At 69.1% G+C, this 16,756-nt stretch carries 12 protein-coding genes; 5 read left to right on the forward strand and 7 right to left on the reverse strand.

Annotation, left to right across the window (positions count from 1 at the left end; translation table 11 throughout):
* Positions 1-120: 120 nt before the first annotated feature.
* Together A6W98_RS16325 and A6W98_RS16330 are read right to left on the reverse strand one after the other, a co-directional pair.
* Positions 121-3,225, reverse strand: coding sequence for an efflux RND transporter permease subunit (locus A6W98_RS16325; protein WP_042463283.1), 3,105 nt, complete (start codon positions 3,223-3,225; stop codon positions 121-123).
* Positions 3,226-3,237: 12 nt separating this feature from the next.
* On the reverse strand, positions 3,238-4,389 hold the full coding sequence (locus A6W98_RS16330) for an efflux RND transporter periplasmic adaptor subunit (protein WP_042463285.1): 1,152 nt from the start codon (positions 4,387-4,389) through the stop codon (positions 3,238-3,240).
* A 418-nt stretch (positions 4,390-4,807) separates the two neighbouring features.
* On the opposite strand from A6W98_RS16330, the gene A6W98_RS16335 reads away from it, so the two are divergent.
* From A6W98_RS16335 to A6W98_RS16350, 4 genes are all read left to right on the forward strand, one after another.
* Entirely contained in the window at positions 4,808-5,014 is a 207-nt protein-coding gene (locus tag A6W98_RS16335; RefSeq protein WP_042463288.1) for a cold-shock protein, read from the forward strand.
* Positions 5,015-5,513: 499 nt separating this feature from the next.
* Complete coding sequence (locus A6W98_RS16340; RefSeq protein WP_081251973.1) at positions 5,514-6,590, forward strand: TRAP transporter substrate-binding protein; 1,077 nt, start codon at positions 5,514-5,516, stop codon at positions 6,588-6,590.
* Positions 6,590-7,078, forward strand: coding sequence for a TRAP transporter small permease (locus A6W98_RS16345; protein WP_042463291.1), 489 nt, complete (start codon positions 6,590-6,592; stop codon positions 7,076-7,078). Before A6W98_RS16340 ends, A6W98_RS16345 begins: the two co-directional genes overlap by 1 nt.
* Positions 7,071-8,429 carry a TRAP transporter large permease gene (locus A6W98_RS16350; protein ID WP_042463293.1) on the forward strand — a complete coding sequence of 453 codons (1,359 nt, stop codon included), beginning with the start codon at positions 7,071-7,073 and terminating at the stop codon, positions 8,427-8,429. Before A6W98_RS16345 ends, A6W98_RS16350 begins: the two co-directional genes overlap by 8 nt.
* A gap of 230 nt (positions 8,430-8,659) precedes the next feature.
* Here A6W98_RS16350 and A6W98_RS16355 read toward each other — a convergent pair whose 3' ends face one another.
* The 5 genes from A6W98_RS16355 to A6W98_RS16370 form a co-directional block, all read right to left on the reverse strand.
* Positions 8,660-9,979, reverse strand: coding sequence for an OpgC family protein (locus A6W98_RS16355; RefSeq protein ID WP_063490942.1), 1,320 nt, complete (start codon positions 9,977-9,979; stop codon positions 8,660-8,662).
* The gene (gene mdoH, locus A6W98_RS16360) at positions 9,966-11,735 is read right to left on the reverse strand and encodes a glucans biosynthesis glucosyltransferase MdoH (RefSeq protein WP_042463295.1); all 1,770 of its coding nucleotides are present in this window, start codon (positions 11,733-11,735) and stop codon (positions 9,966-9,968) included. The genes A6W98_RS16355 and mdoH overlap by 14 nt, the downstream gene beginning before the upstream one ends.
* A gap of 11 nt (positions 11,736-11,746) precedes the next feature.
* Positions 11,747-11,917, reverse strand: coding sequence for a hypothetical protein (locus A6W98_RS21240; protein ID WP_155734830.1), 171 nt, complete (start codon positions 11,915-11,917; stop codon positions 11,747-11,749).
* Entirely contained in the window at positions 11,914-13,584 is a 1,671-nt protein-coding gene (locus A6W98_RS16365; RefSeq protein ID WP_042463297.1) for an OpgD/OpgG family glucan biosynthesis protein, read from the reverse strand. Before A6W98_RS16365 ends, A6W98_RS21240 begins: the two co-directional genes overlap by 4 nt.
* Before the next feature lie 355 nt (positions 13,585-13,939).
* Positions 13,940-15,697 (reverse strand): hypothetical protein, encoded by a 1,758-nt coding sequence (locus tag A6W98_RS16370; RefSeq protein ID WP_042463300.1) that lies wholly within the window; start codon positions 15,695-15,697, stop codon positions 13,940-13,942.
* A gap of 686 nt (positions 15,698-16,383) precedes the next feature.
* Between A6W98_RS16370 and A6W98_RS16375 the strand changes: the two genes are divergently transcribed.
* Complete coding sequence (locus A6W98_RS16375; protein ID WP_042465300.1) at positions 16,384-16,752, forward strand: response regulator; 369 nt, start codon at positions 16,384-16,386, stop codon at positions 16,750-16,752.
* The last annotated feature ends 4 nt before the right edge of the window (positions 16,753-16,756 follow it).

The raw sequence follows: 16,756 nt of genomic DNA on the forward strand, positions 1-16,756 counted from the left end.
GAGCCGCGTAGATGCACCTCGGGCCGGCTCCCTCACCGGCCTTTCGCGCCGCCGACAAGGCCCGGGCGTTTCCCCCCGCCCGGGCCGCATCCTTCCCGGACCATTGCCTTGCCCCGGGGCTCATCCTGCCAGCGCCTCTTCCAGCTCGCGCACGAGACGCTGCTTTTCCTCGGCCCGGGGCGGCGAGAACCGCGCCAGCAGAAGATAGGCCACCGGCGTCAGGTAAAGCGTCGAGAGCGTGGCCAGCCCCAGCCCGCCGACGATGACCCAGCCCAGCGCCTCGCGCGCCTCGGCCCCCGCTCCCGAGGACAGGATCAGCGGCACGCCGCCCAGGACGGTCGAGACCATGGTCATCATCACCGGGCGCAGCCGGATCGTCGCCGCGTCGAAGATGGCGTCGCGCACCGTCGCGCCCCCGTCGCGCAGCTGGTTCGCAAACTCGACGATCAGGATGCCGTTCTTGGCCATGATGCCGACCAGCATCACCAGCCCGATCTGGCTGTAGACATTGAGGCTTTGCCCGGTCACGAGCAGCGCGAAGATGGCACAGGCCAGCCCCAGCGGCACCGTCGCCATCACCACGATGGCCGAGATGAAGCTTTCGAACTGCGCGGCGAGCACCAGGAACACCACCGCGATGGCGAAGCCGAAGATCAGCAACAGCCCGGAATTGGTCTCGTCCATGGTGGCCGCGGCGCCCTTGGGCAGGATCCGGTTGTCATCGGACAAAAGCCCGTCCGACAGCTGCACGATCCGCTCGAAGGCACCGCCCAGCGACTGGCCCGGCCCCAGATCGGCCGAGATCGACACCGCGCGGCTTTGATCCAGTCGGTCGAGATCGGGCGCCACGGGGCGTTCCTCGAGCCGCACGAAGGTCGACATCGGCACCATCCGCCCGCCCGTGCTTTTCACGAAGATGTTCTCCAGATCGCCGGGATCGTCCACCGGCTCGGCCGAGGACACGAGCTGCACGTCGTAATTCTGGTCGCCGACGAAGACCGAGACGACGCTGCGCCCGTTCAGGAAGGCCCTCAGCGCATCGCCCAGCCCCGCGATGTCGATGCCCAGATCGGCCGCGCGGGTGCGGTCGACCTCGACGAAAAGCTCGGGCTGGGTGCGCTCGAAATCGAGCCGCACCTCGCCGAAGGCGCCGTCATCCTGCATCCGCTCGACCAGCGCCTGGGCGGTCTCGGCCAGCCGGTCGTAGCTTTCGCCGGTCAGGGCCACGCTGATGCCGCTGCCCGCGCCGCGAATGCCCAGCGAATTGGGCTGGATCGCATAGGCACGGACCCCGATCACCTCGCGCAGCCGGGTGTTGATATCGGTCACGATCTCGTCCTGGCTGCGGTCGCGGGCCTCCCAGGGGGCGAGGGTGAAGACCATGAAGCCGCGGCTGTCCGAGCCGCCCGAGCCCGCGATCGAGAAGATGTTGACGATCTCGCCCGAGGCGCGCAGCGGCGCGATGGCGTCCTCGATCGCGGCCATCTTCGCCTGTGTGTAATCGAGCGAGACGCCCTGCGGCGCCTGGATGCTCAGAAGCGCGACCGAGCGGTCCTCCCGCGGTGTCAGCTCCTGGCGCACGCCCCCCGCCACAAGCAGGGCGGTCGCGGCAAACAGGAGCGCAGCCGTCACCACCACGAGGGGCAGCGCCAGCGCGCCGCCGAGGCTGCGGCGGTAGAGCCCGGCCAGCGCCGCGCCGATCCTGGCCCCCGTGCCCGCCCCGGTCCCGGGCGCGCGGGCCAGCATGCGACTGGCCAGCACCGGGCAGAGCGTCAGCGCCACGACCGAGGAGATCCCGACCGCGATCGCGAGGGTGAAGCCGAATTCGCGGAACAGCCCCCCCGCCTGACCCGGCAGGAAGGACAGCGGCACGAAGACCGCCGCCAGCGTCGCGGTGGTGGTGACGACCGCGAAGAAGACCTGCTTGGCGCCCAGCACGGCGGCGGCGCGCGGCCCCATGCCCTCGGCCCGGCGGCGGACGATGTTTTCCAGCACCACGATGGCATCGTCGACCACCATGCCGGTGGCCAGAACCAGCGCCAGGAGCGTCAGGATGTTGACCGAGAAGCCCGCCAGATAGATCGCGGCCAGCGTACCGATCAGCGAGACCGGCATGGTCAGCGCCGGGATCAGCGTCGCCCGCAGATCGCGCAGGAACAGGAAGATCACCAGCACCACGATGGCGACGGCAAGCCCCAGCGTCTTCAGCACCTCGGCGATGGCGCCCTTGATGAAGACCGCATCGTCCGAGGTGACGAAGATCGAGATGTCCTCGGGCAGGCTGCGGTCGAGCTCGGCCACGGTGCGGCGCACCTCGCGCGAGATGTCGAGCGTGTTGCTGCCCGCCTGCCGGATCACCCCCATGCCGATCCCGGTCCGGCCATTGGCGCGCAGCACCGAAGTGTTGGGTTCGGGGCCGAGATCGACCCGCGCCACGTCGCGCAGGAACACATTGGGGGCGATGCGCAGATCCTCGAAGGCCTCGGCCGAGACGACCATGGCGGTGGTGCGCACGCTGAGGCTTTGCCGGCCGCCCTCGAGATCGCCCGCCGCGGCGTTGAAACCCGCATCCGACAGCGTCTCGGCCAGATCGGCCAGCGTCAGCCCGCGGCTGGCCAGCCGCGCCTGGTCGATATCGATCCGGAAGATCGGCGCCCGGTCGCCATAGACATGCACATCGGCCACGCCCGGCAGCGAGACCAGCCGGTCCTCGATCCGGTCCTCGACGATCTCGGTCAGCGCCTCGGCCGAGCGCCGCGACGAGGTCACCGCGACCCTAAGCACCGGCTGGGCATCGGCATCGGCCTTGACCACGCGCGGATCGTCGGCCTCATCGGGCAGCTCGCGCTGGATCCGGGCAACCGCATCGCGGGTATCGGTCGCGGCGACGTCGATATCGACATCCTCGGCGAATTCCAGCGTCACCCGGCTGCGCCCGAAGCGCGAATTCGACTCGATCGAGCGGATGCCCGAGACCCGGCCGACCGCGCCCTCGATCCGGCTGGTGATTTCCTGATCGATGGTCTCGGGCGCCGCCCCGGTGAAATAGGTGGTGACGGTGACGACCGGGCGGTCGACATTGGGAAGCTCGCGGATCTCGACCCCGAACAGGGCCGCGAGCCCCGCCAGCACGATCAGCGCGCTGAGCACCAGCGCCAGGATCGGACGCCGGACAAACAGCGACGTGCCGCCGGATTCGGCCTCGCGCAATGCTTCCTGCAGCATGGCCGCGCCTCCCTAGCCCGCATCCCGCGCCGGACGCGGCGGGGTCCGCCCCGCCTGCGGCCCGACGACGCGCAGTTCGGTGCCCTCGCGCAGCGTCTGCAGCCCCTCGACCACCACCGGCTCGCCGACCGCCAGATCGGCCTCGACCAGCACGCTGTCGGCATTGCGCTGACGGATCGCCACCGGCACCCGTGTCGCGCGGCCGTCGCGCACCGCCCAGACGAAAGCGCCCGCGCTCGACCATTGCACCGCCAGCGGATCGACCATGGGCAGCGGTTCGCCCTCGAAATTCAGCACCACCTCGAAGGACATGCCACCACGCAGAAGATCGTCGGCATTGTCGAGCTCGCCCTGCACCCGCAGGGTCCTGCTGGCCGGGTCGACGGCATTGTCGACGGCATGGACCCGCCCCTCCAGCAGCCGGCCCGGCATGCCCAGCGGCCGCGCGGTCAGGGCCAGCCCCTCAGTGACCTGGCCCACCACCCGTTCGGGTACGTGAAAATCGATCAGGATGCGGCTGCGGTCGGCAATGACGGCCAGCGCGTCCTGGCTCGAGACCCGGTCGCCGACATCGATGTCGAGCACCCCCGCCCAGCCCGCGAAAGGGGCGGAAACCGTGCGTTCGGAAAGATCGAATTCGGCCTGGCGCAGTTCCAGCTCGGCGGTCCGGAGCGCCAGATCGGCCTCGCGCCGCCGGACCTCGGTGACGGCACCGGTGGTTTCCAGCCGGGTGACGCGTTCAGCCTCGTCGCGGGCATCCTCGAGAACCAGCTGCGCGCGGTCGAGCGCGATCCGCTCGGCCTCGTCGTCGAGCTGCACGATCAGATCGCCCGCCGCCACCCGCTCGCCATCCCGGATACCGATCCCGACCACCTCGCCCGTGACCTTCGAGCGCAGCGTGACCGCGCGCAGTGCCCGGCCATCGCCGATGGCGGCCACCCGGTCCCGGATGCGGCCTTGCGCCACCTCCCCGACGGTGACGGCCACAGGCCCGCCGCGCGGCCCCGAGGGACCGGAGCCCACATCTGACCCGGCCGGCGCCAGCCCCAGCACGGCGCTGATCCCGATCCTGTCGAGGAGCGGGCGCGCCCCCGGAACGAAGGCGACCCAGAGCGCGAGCGTTCCGGCCAGAAGCAGGACGGAGAGACCGATTTGCCGTGCCATGCACCTTCCCGTTGGAGCGTTTTGCCCGCTTGGAGCGTTTTTCCGGTTAATCCGGCCACAATGTCTCTTAATTAGGAGGTGATGGCGAGAATAACAGGCGGCAATGGCGCGGTTTCATCCCCCGCGCCGAGCATTCCGCCCCGGTTCGGGTGCAATGGCAGGCCCGCGAAGGCCCGACTTCGTCGGCCTGTTGTCAAAGCTTGTCGTTGGGGGCCGTCTCTGCGACAGGCCGTCCCGCCCCCCGGCAAGGCCGCGAATTTTTCTTGCAGCGACTCGAGAAAAGCCCCATAGCACGGTGCGCGACGTTATCTCTATCGACCACTGTCTTCCCTTAAGCGGCTGTCAGTTCATCGATCGATACCTGACGAGCCGGGCCGCTGCACTTCCGCGAGCGGCATTACTTGAGGAGACACACGGGATGGCTACCGGCACCGTGAAATGGTTCAACACCACCAAAGGCTTCGGCTTCATCGCCCCGGACGGCGGCAAGAAAGACGTGTTCGTGCACATCTCTGCCGTCGAACGCTCGGGCCTGGCCGGCCTGCAGGACGGCCAGAAAGTGTCGTTCGAGATCGAAGCCGGCCGCGACGGCCGTGAATCGGCGACCAAACTGGCCGAAATCTGAGGCCCGACGGGCCGGACGCGCCCGCGGCGCAGACCGGCCCGAATGCCGTCACAGATATGAACACCCAGCCCTGCGGCAGCCGCCGCGGGGCTTTTTCGTTCAGATCATGGCCCAGTCGGTAAAGCGCCAGGTCGTCGGCGCGCTCGGCAGGCCCCGATCGTTCCTCGGCGTCGGCGCGCGGCGCTCGCTCTGCTCTTTCTCGCTCTTGCGGCTCATCCGGATCTCCTTTTCTGCCTTTCTGCTCGGCAGGGGGACAACGCGCCCCCGCGCGATCGTGTTTCCCGGGCGCGATCACAAGGCCTCACGATGGCGTCATGTCATCCCCGTCGCACCATCCTCGCCCCTTGGCGTCAACGAGCTGTCAATGCCCCGCGCCCGCTGCGGGCTGCCACCGGGCCGGGTACCGGGCGGCCCGGGCCCGCGGCGTTGACCGGTTTTCCCTCCCGGTGTAGGCCCGTGGCGACCGGCCGCTAGGAGCCGCAGACGGGGGGAGAACGGGATGGGACCGGAACGCAGCGCCGGAAGGCCAACCGGAAAACTGGCCGGAAAACTGGTTGGCGCATTTGCCGCGGCAACGGCCGCGATCTGGACCACGGGCGCGGCACTGGCGCAGGATTACACCTTCAAGCTGCACCATTTCCTGCCCGCGACCTCGCCCACCCAGACCGAGACGCTCGAACCCTGGGCGCGCGCGGTCGAGGCCCGCTCGGGCGGCCGGGTCAGGATCGAGATCTATCCCTCGATGACGCTGGGCGGACGCCCGCCCGAACTGGTGACCCAGGCCCGCGACGGGGTGGTCGACCTGATCTGGGTGGTGAACGGCTACACGCCGGGCCTGTTTCCCCGGACCGAGGTGATGGAGCTTCCGAATGTCTATGTGAACGATCCCGGCGCGGCCAATCTGGCGCTGGCAGATCTGTTCGAGACCGACCTCAAGCCCGACTACAAGGGGCTCGAGGTGATGTTCCTGCATGTGCATGCCGGCAACGGCATCGCCTTGCGCGGTCCCGAGATCCATGCCCCGGCCGATCTGGCGGGCAAGAAGATGCGGATCCCGTCGCGCACCGGCGCCTGGGTGCTCGAGGCGCTGGGCGCGGTGCCGGTGGCGATGCCGGTGCCCGAACTGCCGCAGGCACTGCAGAAGGGCGTGGTCGATGGCGCGCTGGTGCCGTTCGAGATCGTGCCCGCGCTGAAGCTGCAGGACCAGACCGACCGGCTGATCGAGGGCGACAGCCATACCCGCTTCGGCACCACCACCTTCCAGATGTCGATGAACAAGGCGCGCTGGGACAGCCTGCCGCCCGAGATCCAGGCCGCCTTCCGCGAGGCCTCGGGCCCGGAATGGCTGGCCGAGCTGGGCCGGATCTGGCGCGGCACCGAAGAAACCGGGGTCGCCATCACCACCGCCGCGGGGCGCAGCCATCAGGTCCTGAGCCCCGAGGAGACCGAGGCCTTCCGCACGGCGCTCGCCCCGGTCGTCGAGCGCTGGATCGAGGACGCGGAACGCCGCGGCATCGACGGCGCCGCGCTGGTCGCCCGCGCCCGCGCCGCGATCGCCGCCCACGAGAGCCGCTGATGGCCCGGCGCGCGCTGGCCGCCGCGGTCGCATTCTGGGCGATCCTCGGCGGGCTGGTGCTGGCGGGCGTGGTCGGGCTGAACCTGGCCTCGATCCTCGGCGGGATGGTCGGCCATCCGGTCCCGGGCGATTTCGAGCTGACCGAGATCGGCACCGCCATCGCCGTTTTCGCCTTCCTGCCCTGGTGCCAGCTGACCCGCGCCAATGTCACGGCCGATGTCTTCACCATGGGCGCGTCACCGATCTGGACCGCGCGGATGAGCCTTGCCGGGTCGCTGGCCGCCCTTGCCGTGGCCGGGATCCTGTTCTGGCGCATGAGCCTCGGGCTCGCCGATCAGCACGCCTATGGCTATACCAGCGCGATCCTGCAGATCCCGCTCTGGCCCTGCTTCGTGCCGGTGCTGGTCTCGCTGGCGCTGTTGGCGCTGGCAGCCGCCGCGACCTTGGCCGAGGATGCCACCGCGGCGCGCGGGAGGGGCAATGCCTGATCCGATGATGCTGGGCCTGATCGGGCTTGGCGCGCTGGTCCTCCTGATCGCGGGGCGGATGCCCATCGCCTATGCGATGATCCTGGTCGGTGGCGGCGGCATCGCCGCGCTGAACAGCCCGGCGCTGCTTCTGAACCAGCTCAAGACGCTGGCCTGGGGCCAGTTCTCGATCTACGACCTGTCGGTGGTGCCGCTCTTCGTGCTGATGGGGGCGCTGGCGGGCCATGCCGGGCTGTCGGCGGCGCTGTTCCGGGCGGGTGCGGCCTGGCTCGGCTGGATGCGCGGGGGAACCGCGATGGCCGCCATCGCCGCCTGCGCGGGCTTCGGCGCGGTCTGCGGCTCGTCGCTCGCCACCGCCTCGACCATGGGCAAGGTCGCCCTGCCCGAGCTGCGGCGCCAGAACTATTCGGGCGCGCTGGCCACCGGCACGCTGGCGGCGGGCGGCACGCTCGGCATCCTGATCCCGCCCTCGGTGGTGCTGATCCTCTACGCGATCCTGGTCGAGGCCAATGTGGTCACCATGTTCATGGCCGCGCTCTTGCCGGCGGCGCTTGCGGTGCTGCTGTTCCTTCTGACCATCGCGGGCTATGTCGCGCTGCGGCCCGGCGCCGGGCCCGCCCATGCCCCGGCCGGACAGGCCGAGTTCCGCGCCGCGACCATGGGCGTGCTGCCGGTGCTGGGCATCTTCGCGCTGGTGCTCGGCGGCATCTATCTGGGGCTTTACAACCCGACGCCGGGCGCCGCCGTGGGCGTCGCGCTGGTCTGGGCCTATGGCACGCTGCGCGGGCGGCTCGGCCTCGGCGCCCTGCGCGCCTCGGTGCTGGAGACCGCCGCGACCTCTGGCATGATCTACCTGATCCTGCTGGGCGCCGAGCTGATGAAGATCTTCATGTCCCGTGCGGGCCTGCCCCAGGCGGGTGCCGAGTGGATCGCGGGCGCCGGGCTTGCACCGCTCGCGGTGCTGGTCCTGCTTCTGGCCGCGCTGATCGTGCTGGGCTGCCTGATGGACAGCCTGTCGATGATCCTTCTGGTGATCCCGTTCTTCTGGCCGGTGCTGGTCGAGGTCAATGGCGGGCTGTACCAGATGGCCGAGGGCTCGGGCTTCGGCATGGGCACCGAGGAGCTTAAGATCTGGTTCGGCATCCTCGCCCTCATCGTCGTCGAGCTGGGTCTGATCACCCCGCCGGTCGGCATGAATGTCTTCGTGATCTCGTCCCTGGCCCGCGACGTGTCGATGGCCGAGACCTTCCGGGGCGTGCTGCCCTTCTTCCTGGCCGAGCTTTTCCGCGTCGGCCTGCTGCTGGCCTTTCCGGCGCTGGTGCTGTGGCTTCCGCGCGTGCTCGGCGGCTGAGCGGTCCCGTCCGGCGTCCCTCGGCCCCCGAAAGACGAAGCGGATCTGCATCGCCGGCATCCCGGCCCGGTCCACGGGCGGGACCGGATGGCCGAGGATCACCGGCAGGCCGCCGCCGAAAGGCGACCGACGATCAGCTTTTAAGCCGCCGAACCGGCAAGACAAGCACCGAGGGAGCGAGCCGGGCGGAACGCTCTGCCCTGTCACGGCCACCCGGGGATTGGGGTCCTCTATTCGGCGGGTTGCAGTCCCGGCGCACGCCCGGCGGATGGCAGCGTCGTCGCCGGAAGCGGATCGGCGGAGCAATCCGGACAGGGCACGGCCGCCGCGACGGCCGCCGCTTGGGGAAGCGGACCGGCAGGCGCCGTCACCGGATCGACCACGGGCAGCGGCACCCGGCGACGGTCGCGCCGCGCGGCCTGGCCCAGCATTGCCGCGACCAGCATCGCGGCCACCCCCAGCGGCGGCAGCAGCCAGGGCAAAAGCGCCATATCGGGATAGCCCGCCAACAGCACCTGGAACAGCAGCGAGACCGCCGTGCCGAAGGAGAAGACCAGAAGCCCGTGCTGACCCATCAGCCGCAACGGCGCCGCCACCCGGCTGCCCGCGAGCCGGACGACTACAGGCAGGCAGGACAGAACATAAAACAGCGCCAGCACATGCAGCATCCGCGGCAGCGAGACATAGGTCTTGTCGAAACCGACCACATGGAAGGGCAGCCCCGCCTCGCCCGCCTGCCGCATCAGCGCATGCAAGGGCTGGCCCAGCGCGGGGATCTGCGCCCAGAGGAAGACGAAGCCGAGAAAGGCCAGGGCCGACCAGAACAGCCAGCGACGCCGCGCCACGAAGCGTTCGCCCCGGCGCATGTGAATGCCGGTCAGAATCCCCAGCACGAAGATGATCTGCCACGAGAGCGGGTTGAAGAACCAGCCGCCCGGATTGGGATAGTTCGGCAGATCGATCCGGCCCATCCCGGCAACGAACCAGATCGCGACCGAGACCGCGACCATCAGCAGAGGGGCCCGCATCCCGACGAAGATCGCCACCGGCGCGAACAGCAGCAGCACCGAATAGGCAGGCAGGATGTTCACATAGCCGAACTGGTGGGTCAGGAGCGGAATGCCGATCAGCGCCTGGGCGGTATTCTCGAACACCTGGCGCAGGTTGATCCTGGTCAGCAGCTCGGGCACGTCCAGCGCCATCGCGCCCCAGGCGAAGATCGCGATGGCCCAGGCGCTCAGCAGGACATGGACGATGTAAAGCGTCCAGGACCGGCTCCAGATCGGGCGGATCGCGGCCCAGAGCCCGTTCAGCCGGATCTGCGGCGCGGCGAAGCGACCGGAATAGGCCAGCCCCGCGGCAATGCCCGACATCACGAAAAAGGCCTCGGCCGCATCGGAAAAGCCGAAATTGCGGATCGTCCAGTTCTCGTAGGGATTGCCGGGCACATGGTCGATGAAGATCATCACCAGGGCCAGGCCGCGGAACGCGTCGATCCGGGGGTCGCGCGGACGCTTGCCGGGAAGGGAAACCGGGTCAGGCCGCGACATCGACCGCCTCCTTCCTGGCGTCTTCGGCCATCCAGCGCCGGACCAGATCGCGATAGGCCCGGATCACCGGAGCGGCTTCGGCTTCCTGGGGAACGGCGAACAGGCTGTGGGTCAGCGGCCGCGAGGTCCAGGCGATCAGCAGCGGCGCGATCAGCATCGGCAGACAGACCGGCAGCAGCCAGACCGTCAGGTCGGGCGCGATCCGGGTGACGAGCGCCAGCGCCGCCGCCCCGGTCAGGGTGATCCAGAGCCCGGCGCGCAGCCCCTGCAACAGCGTCAGCTTGCCTTCGCCGCGCTGGTTCGCAGGCCAGCCGCCATCCCGGCCCGACAGCACCTGCAGCACGGCGCGCGACTGATACATCAGCATCAGCGGCGCCAGCAGCGAGGTCAGCAGGATCTCGGCCAGGACCGAGGCCGCGGCCCGCTTGCCGCCGCCGAAGCCCTCTGCGCGGCGCGACAGCACCGCTCCGAGAAGGATCGACAGCTTGGGCAGAAGCAGCAGGCCGCAGATGCCGATCAGAAGGGTGATGATCTCTTTCGTGCGGTCCGACGGGAAGACCGGGAAAAGCTGGTAGGGCTCGGGGAAATAGTCGGGCGCGGGCGCGAAGACGGTGGCCAGCAGCGAGGCGATCAGGAAGGCGCCCCACAAAAGCGACACCAGATAGGCGAAGATGCCCTGCAAAAAGACGAAGCGGCTCCAGCCCGCGAGCCCCGGCGCCAGCACCAGCCGGATGTGCTGAAGGTTGCCCTGGCACCAGCGGCGGTCGCGCTTGGCATGGGCAAGGATGTTGTCCGGCCCCTCCTCGAACGAGCCCTCGATGGTCTCGTCGAGCTTCACGCGCCATCCGGCCCGCGCCAGAAGCGCGGCCTCGACATAGTCATGGCTGAGGATATGGCCGCCAAAGGGGGGCTTGCCCCCCAGCGCGGGCAGGCCGCAGCTTTCGGCGAAAGCCCGCACCCGCACCATGGCGTTATGGCCCCAGAACGGGCCGGTATTGCCCTGCAGGCGCGCCAGTCCGCGCGCGAAGACCGGCGAGTGGAAGCTGGCCGAGAACTGCATCGCCCGGCCGAAAAGCGAGCCCGCGCCGATGATCTTGGGCAGCGTCTGCAACAGCCCCAGCCGGGGATCGGCCTGCATCCGCGCGATCATCCGGCGGATGGTCACGCCCTCCATCAGGCTGTCGGCATCGAGGATCAGCGCGAATTCATAGGCGCCGCCCGAGCTCTGGATGAAATCCTCGATATTGCCCGCCTTGCGGCCGCGATTGTCGGTGCGGCGGCGATAGAAGATGCGCCCTGCCCCGCCGGTCTCGGCCAGCAGCCGGGCGAAGACGTCGCGTTCGCGCGCCGCATTGGCCGGGTCGCGGGTATCGGACAGCACCGCAATGTCGCAACGAAGCCCCGCCGCCTGGATCGATACGTCCATCGCGGCGATCCGGGCGAAGGTCGTCACCGGGTCCTCGTTGCAGATCGGCACCAGCACCACGGTCGGCTGATGCGGCAGCTTCAGCTGCGGCTCGGGCGCCCGGCGCAGATGGCCGAGCAGCCCCAGAAATGCCCCGGCCGCACCCCAGGCGAGCCAGGCCGTGGTGATGAAGATCAGGGTGGTTCGGGCCATGTCCCAAGGGTCGACGCCATCCTGCGCAGAGGCCTCGGCCAGAAGGGACGCGGCGACGGACGCCGCCGCGAGCGAAAAACCGATCGCGAGGCCGCGCAGCAGACGGGTCCGGAAACCGGACGCAAGGATGCGGGACATCTGGTTTGCCGTCAGCCCAGTTGAAGCGGTCGCATCAGGCGGGCCAGCCAGACCGGCAGGCGCAGCTCGCGCCGCGCCTCCAGCACCTGCTGGGGCATGTCCATGGGAGCGACCGGAGGAGCCCAATGCGGGCCTTCTACCGCAATCGCGTTCTGCGCATCGAAGGTGGTATCTGCACTCATTCGTTGATCCATTGGTAGAGCCAGGTTTCGGTCAGGTTTTGCCCGTACCCCGTAATTTCGGCCTTGAGTTCGACCAGAGCGCCCGTATCGGCGGTTATGTCGACGACAAGGCGCCATGTATTCGTATCCGGGATACGGCTGAACACGGGTTTCTCCATCCGGCCCGTGCTTGCGTACACCTCGGCAGTAACGTCCGCATCGTCCGGAAGTTCCCCGAGAGTGCCGCCTTCGAAATCGACCACGAATTTTCGCAGTCCCGGGCTTCCGGCGGCGCCGGCGACACCGCCCCGCCCGACCAGCGTGCGCACCACATGGGCGCGCGTCCCGACCGCACCGGGGGGATTGGTGCCCCAGTGCAGACGGTAATCGTATTCCATCGCATCGCCCTTGCGCGCCCGTTGCTCGGGCACCCAGAAGGCGACGATATTGTCATTGGCCTCCAGATCCGACGGGATCTCGACCAGCCGCACCGTGCCGCGGCCCCAGTTGCCGACCGGCTCGACCATCAGCGAGGGACGGCGTTCGTAATGCGCCCCCGCATCGAGATAGTCGTCGAAGCTTCGATTGCGCTGGATCAAGCCGAAGCTGACCGGGTCCTGCGCCGCCAGATAGGAGCTGGCCAGCCGCGGCGGGTTGTTCAGCGGACGCACGCAGGTCTCGCCATCCCGGGTGTTCATGATCAGCATCTCGCTGTCATGCACGCTGTGGCGGAAATCGTCGAAATCGCCGCGATCGTTATCGCCCAGCAGGAACATCGAGGTCAGCGGCGCGATGCCCAGCTGATCGACATTCTCGCGCATAAACAGCCGCGCGGTCACGTCCATGACGGTGTTCACCCCCGGCGTGACGATGAAGCGGTAGGCGCCGGTCAGCGACTGGCTGTCGAGCGCGGCATAGATCGTCATCGACGTCGCGCCGGGCGCCGGACGTTCCAGCCAGAAGGCGCTGAAGCGGGGGAATTCCTCGGTCTTGCCCGAGGCGGTGTTGACCGCAAGCCCGCGTGCGCTGAGCCCGTAGACATTTCCCTGCCCGAGCGCCCGGAAATAGCTCGCGCCCTGGAACACGACGACCTCGTCGAAGGTGTCGGCACGGTTGAAGGGCGCATGCAGGCGGAAGCCCGCGACGCCCGGCATCTCGAAATCGGCCGGGACCAGGTCGGCGGCCTTGCCGTCATACTCGAAATCGGCGGCCGAGAAATGCATCGGCTCGGCGAGGCCGTCGACCAGTTCGTAGATCTCGACCGGCTCCTTGTAGAGCCAGCCCGGATGGAAGGCCTGCAGACGGAAGAATGTGCCCTCATCGGCCCAGCGCGAATGATCGGGCCGGAAGCGGATCGCGCGATAGGCGTCGTAATCGAGCCCCGAAAGCGGCCCGTCGGGCAGTGCGGCGGCCTTGTAAGGCTCTTTCGAGAGCGCCTGCATCCGGTCGCTCAGCACGTCGAAGGAGAACGGAACCGGCTCGGGCGCCGGTTCGGGAACGGCTTCGGGCGCGACCTCGGGCGCCGGTGCGGAGGGTTCGGCCTCGGGCGCGGCATCCTGCGCCGCGGCATGTCCGGGCAGGCCCAGCGCCGCGACCGCGGCAGAGCCAGCAAGCGCCGCAAGCAGGCGGCGACGGGACGGACAGGATTCTCCGGTAAGCACCGAAGAACTGGAACTGTCTGGAAACATTAATGGACCCCTTAACCAAGGTTCGTCGTTCTTGATTGCCACCAGACTCTCCGTTTGTCCCGACCCCATGCACCCTGCAGGCGCAGCATGGCAGAAACACGCCGGAAAAACCCGATGCTTGCGCAGAAACTGGAGCATCTGCCAACGGCGGCAATTCCTCCGCATGACCGCAGGCAGGTTTCCGGCCACCGTCATACACCGGATGCGCAGAACTCTGCCATAGCGGGAGAATAATAGGCAAACAATTGCCGAGTTCAATGCGCCGCAGCGCCGCTGAAACGCGGCATGGAGCCGCCTTGCCCGGGGCCCCGGCCCGCCACTTTTGCGGCATCGGGCGACGTCCGGCCTCAGGGGCTCAGGGGGCGGGCGCGACCGGACCCGCGGCCGCGATCTGGCGCAGGAGCTCGGCCTGGAGGGCGGGCGCATAGCCGCGGCTTCGGACGAAGGCCGCCGCCCCGGCACCGAGCGCATCGCCGAGCGCATCCGCCGCCGCAAGCCCGCCCGGCGCGGTCCATGCGGCAAGCCCGGTCAGGCCCGCCTGCGCCTCGGGCGGCGCGCTCCGGTTGCGGGCTGCGGCAAGACCGACCAGAAGCCGCTCGACCCGCGACCCCGACGGATCGAGCGGGCGCACCGCCTCCCGCGCGGCGACCGCATCCGCCCCCATCAGCGCATGGAGGGCCGGCGCGACATGGAACCAGCCCGGCGGGTCCGGTTCGAGCCGCAGCGCCTGCGCCACCAGCGCCAGCCCCTCGTCCCAGCGCCCCTCGAAGGCGGCAATGCGGGACCCGATCAGCGCGAGGCTTGGCGGGTGGTGCGGATAAAGCTCGAGCAGCCGTGCCGCGTGGAAGCGGAAGCTCTCCGGATCGCGGGCCGGCCCCTCGATCGCCAGCATGGCCGCGGCCTGCAGCGTCATCAGGCCTTTCGGGGCAAGCCGCAGCGCCTGTGCGCTGGCCCGCGCCGCATCGGACCAGGCCGCGGCAACCGCATCAGTGCCAGACCTGAGATTGCGCCCGAACCGGGCCTCGTCGAGACGCACCAGCGCCAGCGCCGCCCAGGCCTCGCCAAGGCCGGGATGCCCCTCGACGAGCCGGCCGAGGCACAGGCCCAGTTCGGCATGGGCCGGTGCCGCCGGCGTGGCCAGATAGCGGTGAATCCCCATCAGGCAGGACAGCTCCGGCAGACCGCCCGCGCCCTGGCGAGGCGGTGGCGGCCCGATCTGATCGGGCCCCATGCGATGCGCCGCCCCGAGCCGCCGGAGGATATGGCCGACCGCGTCACGTTCGACGGCCCGGACCGCCTCGGCGCTGTCGCCAACGCGCTGGAAGGTGGTCCAGACCGTGCGCCGCTCGGGAAAGGAAATGAGCTCGAGCTGGGCCAGCAGGGCCTGGCTGCGCCACATCAGACGCCCCCTGAGCAGGTAATCGGCGGTTTCCGCCGCCCGCGCGGCATCTGACGGGGCACTGACCGCGATCCAGGGACGGGTGGCAAGATCGGTGGCGATCTCGGCAGCGAGACCGAAGGCAAGATCCTCCAGCCCGGCCAGCCGCCCCTCGGCCCGCAGCGGCAGCACCGCCACCCGCAGCACCTGATAGGGAGCCTCTTCGACGGGCCGCGCGGCGGCCGCGATGATCTCGTCCCGGTCGTGCCGGAGATGCGCCTGCCAGAGGACCGGCAGGATCAGCAGCAGCACAAGCCCCGCAAGAAGCGCCACGCGCCACCAACCGGGCGACGGCGGCGGTCCCGCCTCGCCGGGACCGGGGCGCAGGGTCGCACGGCAGCTGCCATCGGGGATTTCGATCACCGGCAGTTCGGGATCGGCCAGCGCGTAGAACCGGGCCAACGCCTCGCGCAGCCGGCCGATCTCGCTTCGCACGACACCGGCGCGGCCGGTTTCAAGACGTGGATCGCGATCGAAGACCTCGACCGCGATGGCATGCGGCTTGATTTCATCGCCATGGCCGGAGAGCTCGCGGTCGACGAGATATTCCAGCAGCCGGGCGCGGCGGGGGCTGCGCCCCAGCACCCCGGCGGCACGGATCGCGGCAACCGCTTCGAGCACCGCTTCATGGCGCAGGGGCACCACGGCGCCGCCGTTCGGGGAACGGTGTGTCATGGCTGGCGATCCGGGGTAGCAGGGGAAAGAAACGTCACGGCAACTCGTCCAACAAACGAGGCGCACCCAAACGGCGCCCCGGCTCGACCTGCGGGCGCGGGGATGTCGGCGCCGGACGAACCGGGGGAAGATAAGCACAAGATCGTTTCGCGACAAAGCCGCGAGCTGCCGCACGCGCGGGATGAGCGGAACAAGGCGCAAAGCGCGGGACCCAATCGGCATCCAACGGCCGAAACGCGTGCCTCCCGATGCGGCAGGATCGTTGATGGGCGCTAAGCGACGGGCATGGATGGCCCCGCCCATGGGCAGGAGACGCCGGATAACAACAAGCCCCGGAGAACCGTCGCGACCAGCTCGCGCAGCATGTCGGACAACAGCTTGAAACCGGCGAAACCCGCTTTCGGCCCCGGCGATCAATTCAGGGCCGCTGTATGAACGACCACCCGATCCATCCGGCCCCGGGCATTGTCTCATCGCTATCGACACCTGAAATGACGCGCCGGGCGCCGCCGACAGGCCCCGAGACGCGCACCGAAAACGGGTCGGGAATGCCGACCTTGCCGGGACTGCCCGGACATATAATGCCGGTTTCGCCTCATCTCCCGGTCCCCGAGGAACGATCTGCCCCGAGCGGGGTTTATCTGCCGGGCGACGCGATGCGCTGCCGGGACATGGGAGCGCGCGGCATGGACGATCAAAATCCCCGGAGTCTTCTCGTGGAGGACGATGGTCTGATCCGAATGGATCTTGCCATAATGCTCGAAGAAATGGGCTACAGCCTGACCGAGGCGTCCAGCGCGGATCAGGCCCTCGAGCTGTTGAACGAAAGCACCGGGTTCGAGCTGCTGGTCACAGATATCGACATGCCCGGCGCGATGAATGGCCTCGCGCTTGCAGTCGCGGTTCGCGACCGCCTGCCCCAGTGCCAAATCCTCATCGTTTCGGGCGGCCGACCTCCCCGGCCCGATGAGATGCCGACGGGCAGCCGTTTCCTCCCGAAGCCCGTGACCTCCTCCGCTCTGGAGGAGACGATCCGCGCCCTCAATGCGGCGTGAGAGG

The sequence above is a fragment of the Rhodovulum sulfidophilum DSM 1374 genome, from assembly GCF_001633165.1.
GTDB lineage: Bacteria > Pseudomonadota > Alphaproteobacteria > Rhodobacterales > Rhodobacteraceae > Rhodovulum > Rhodovulum sulfidophilum.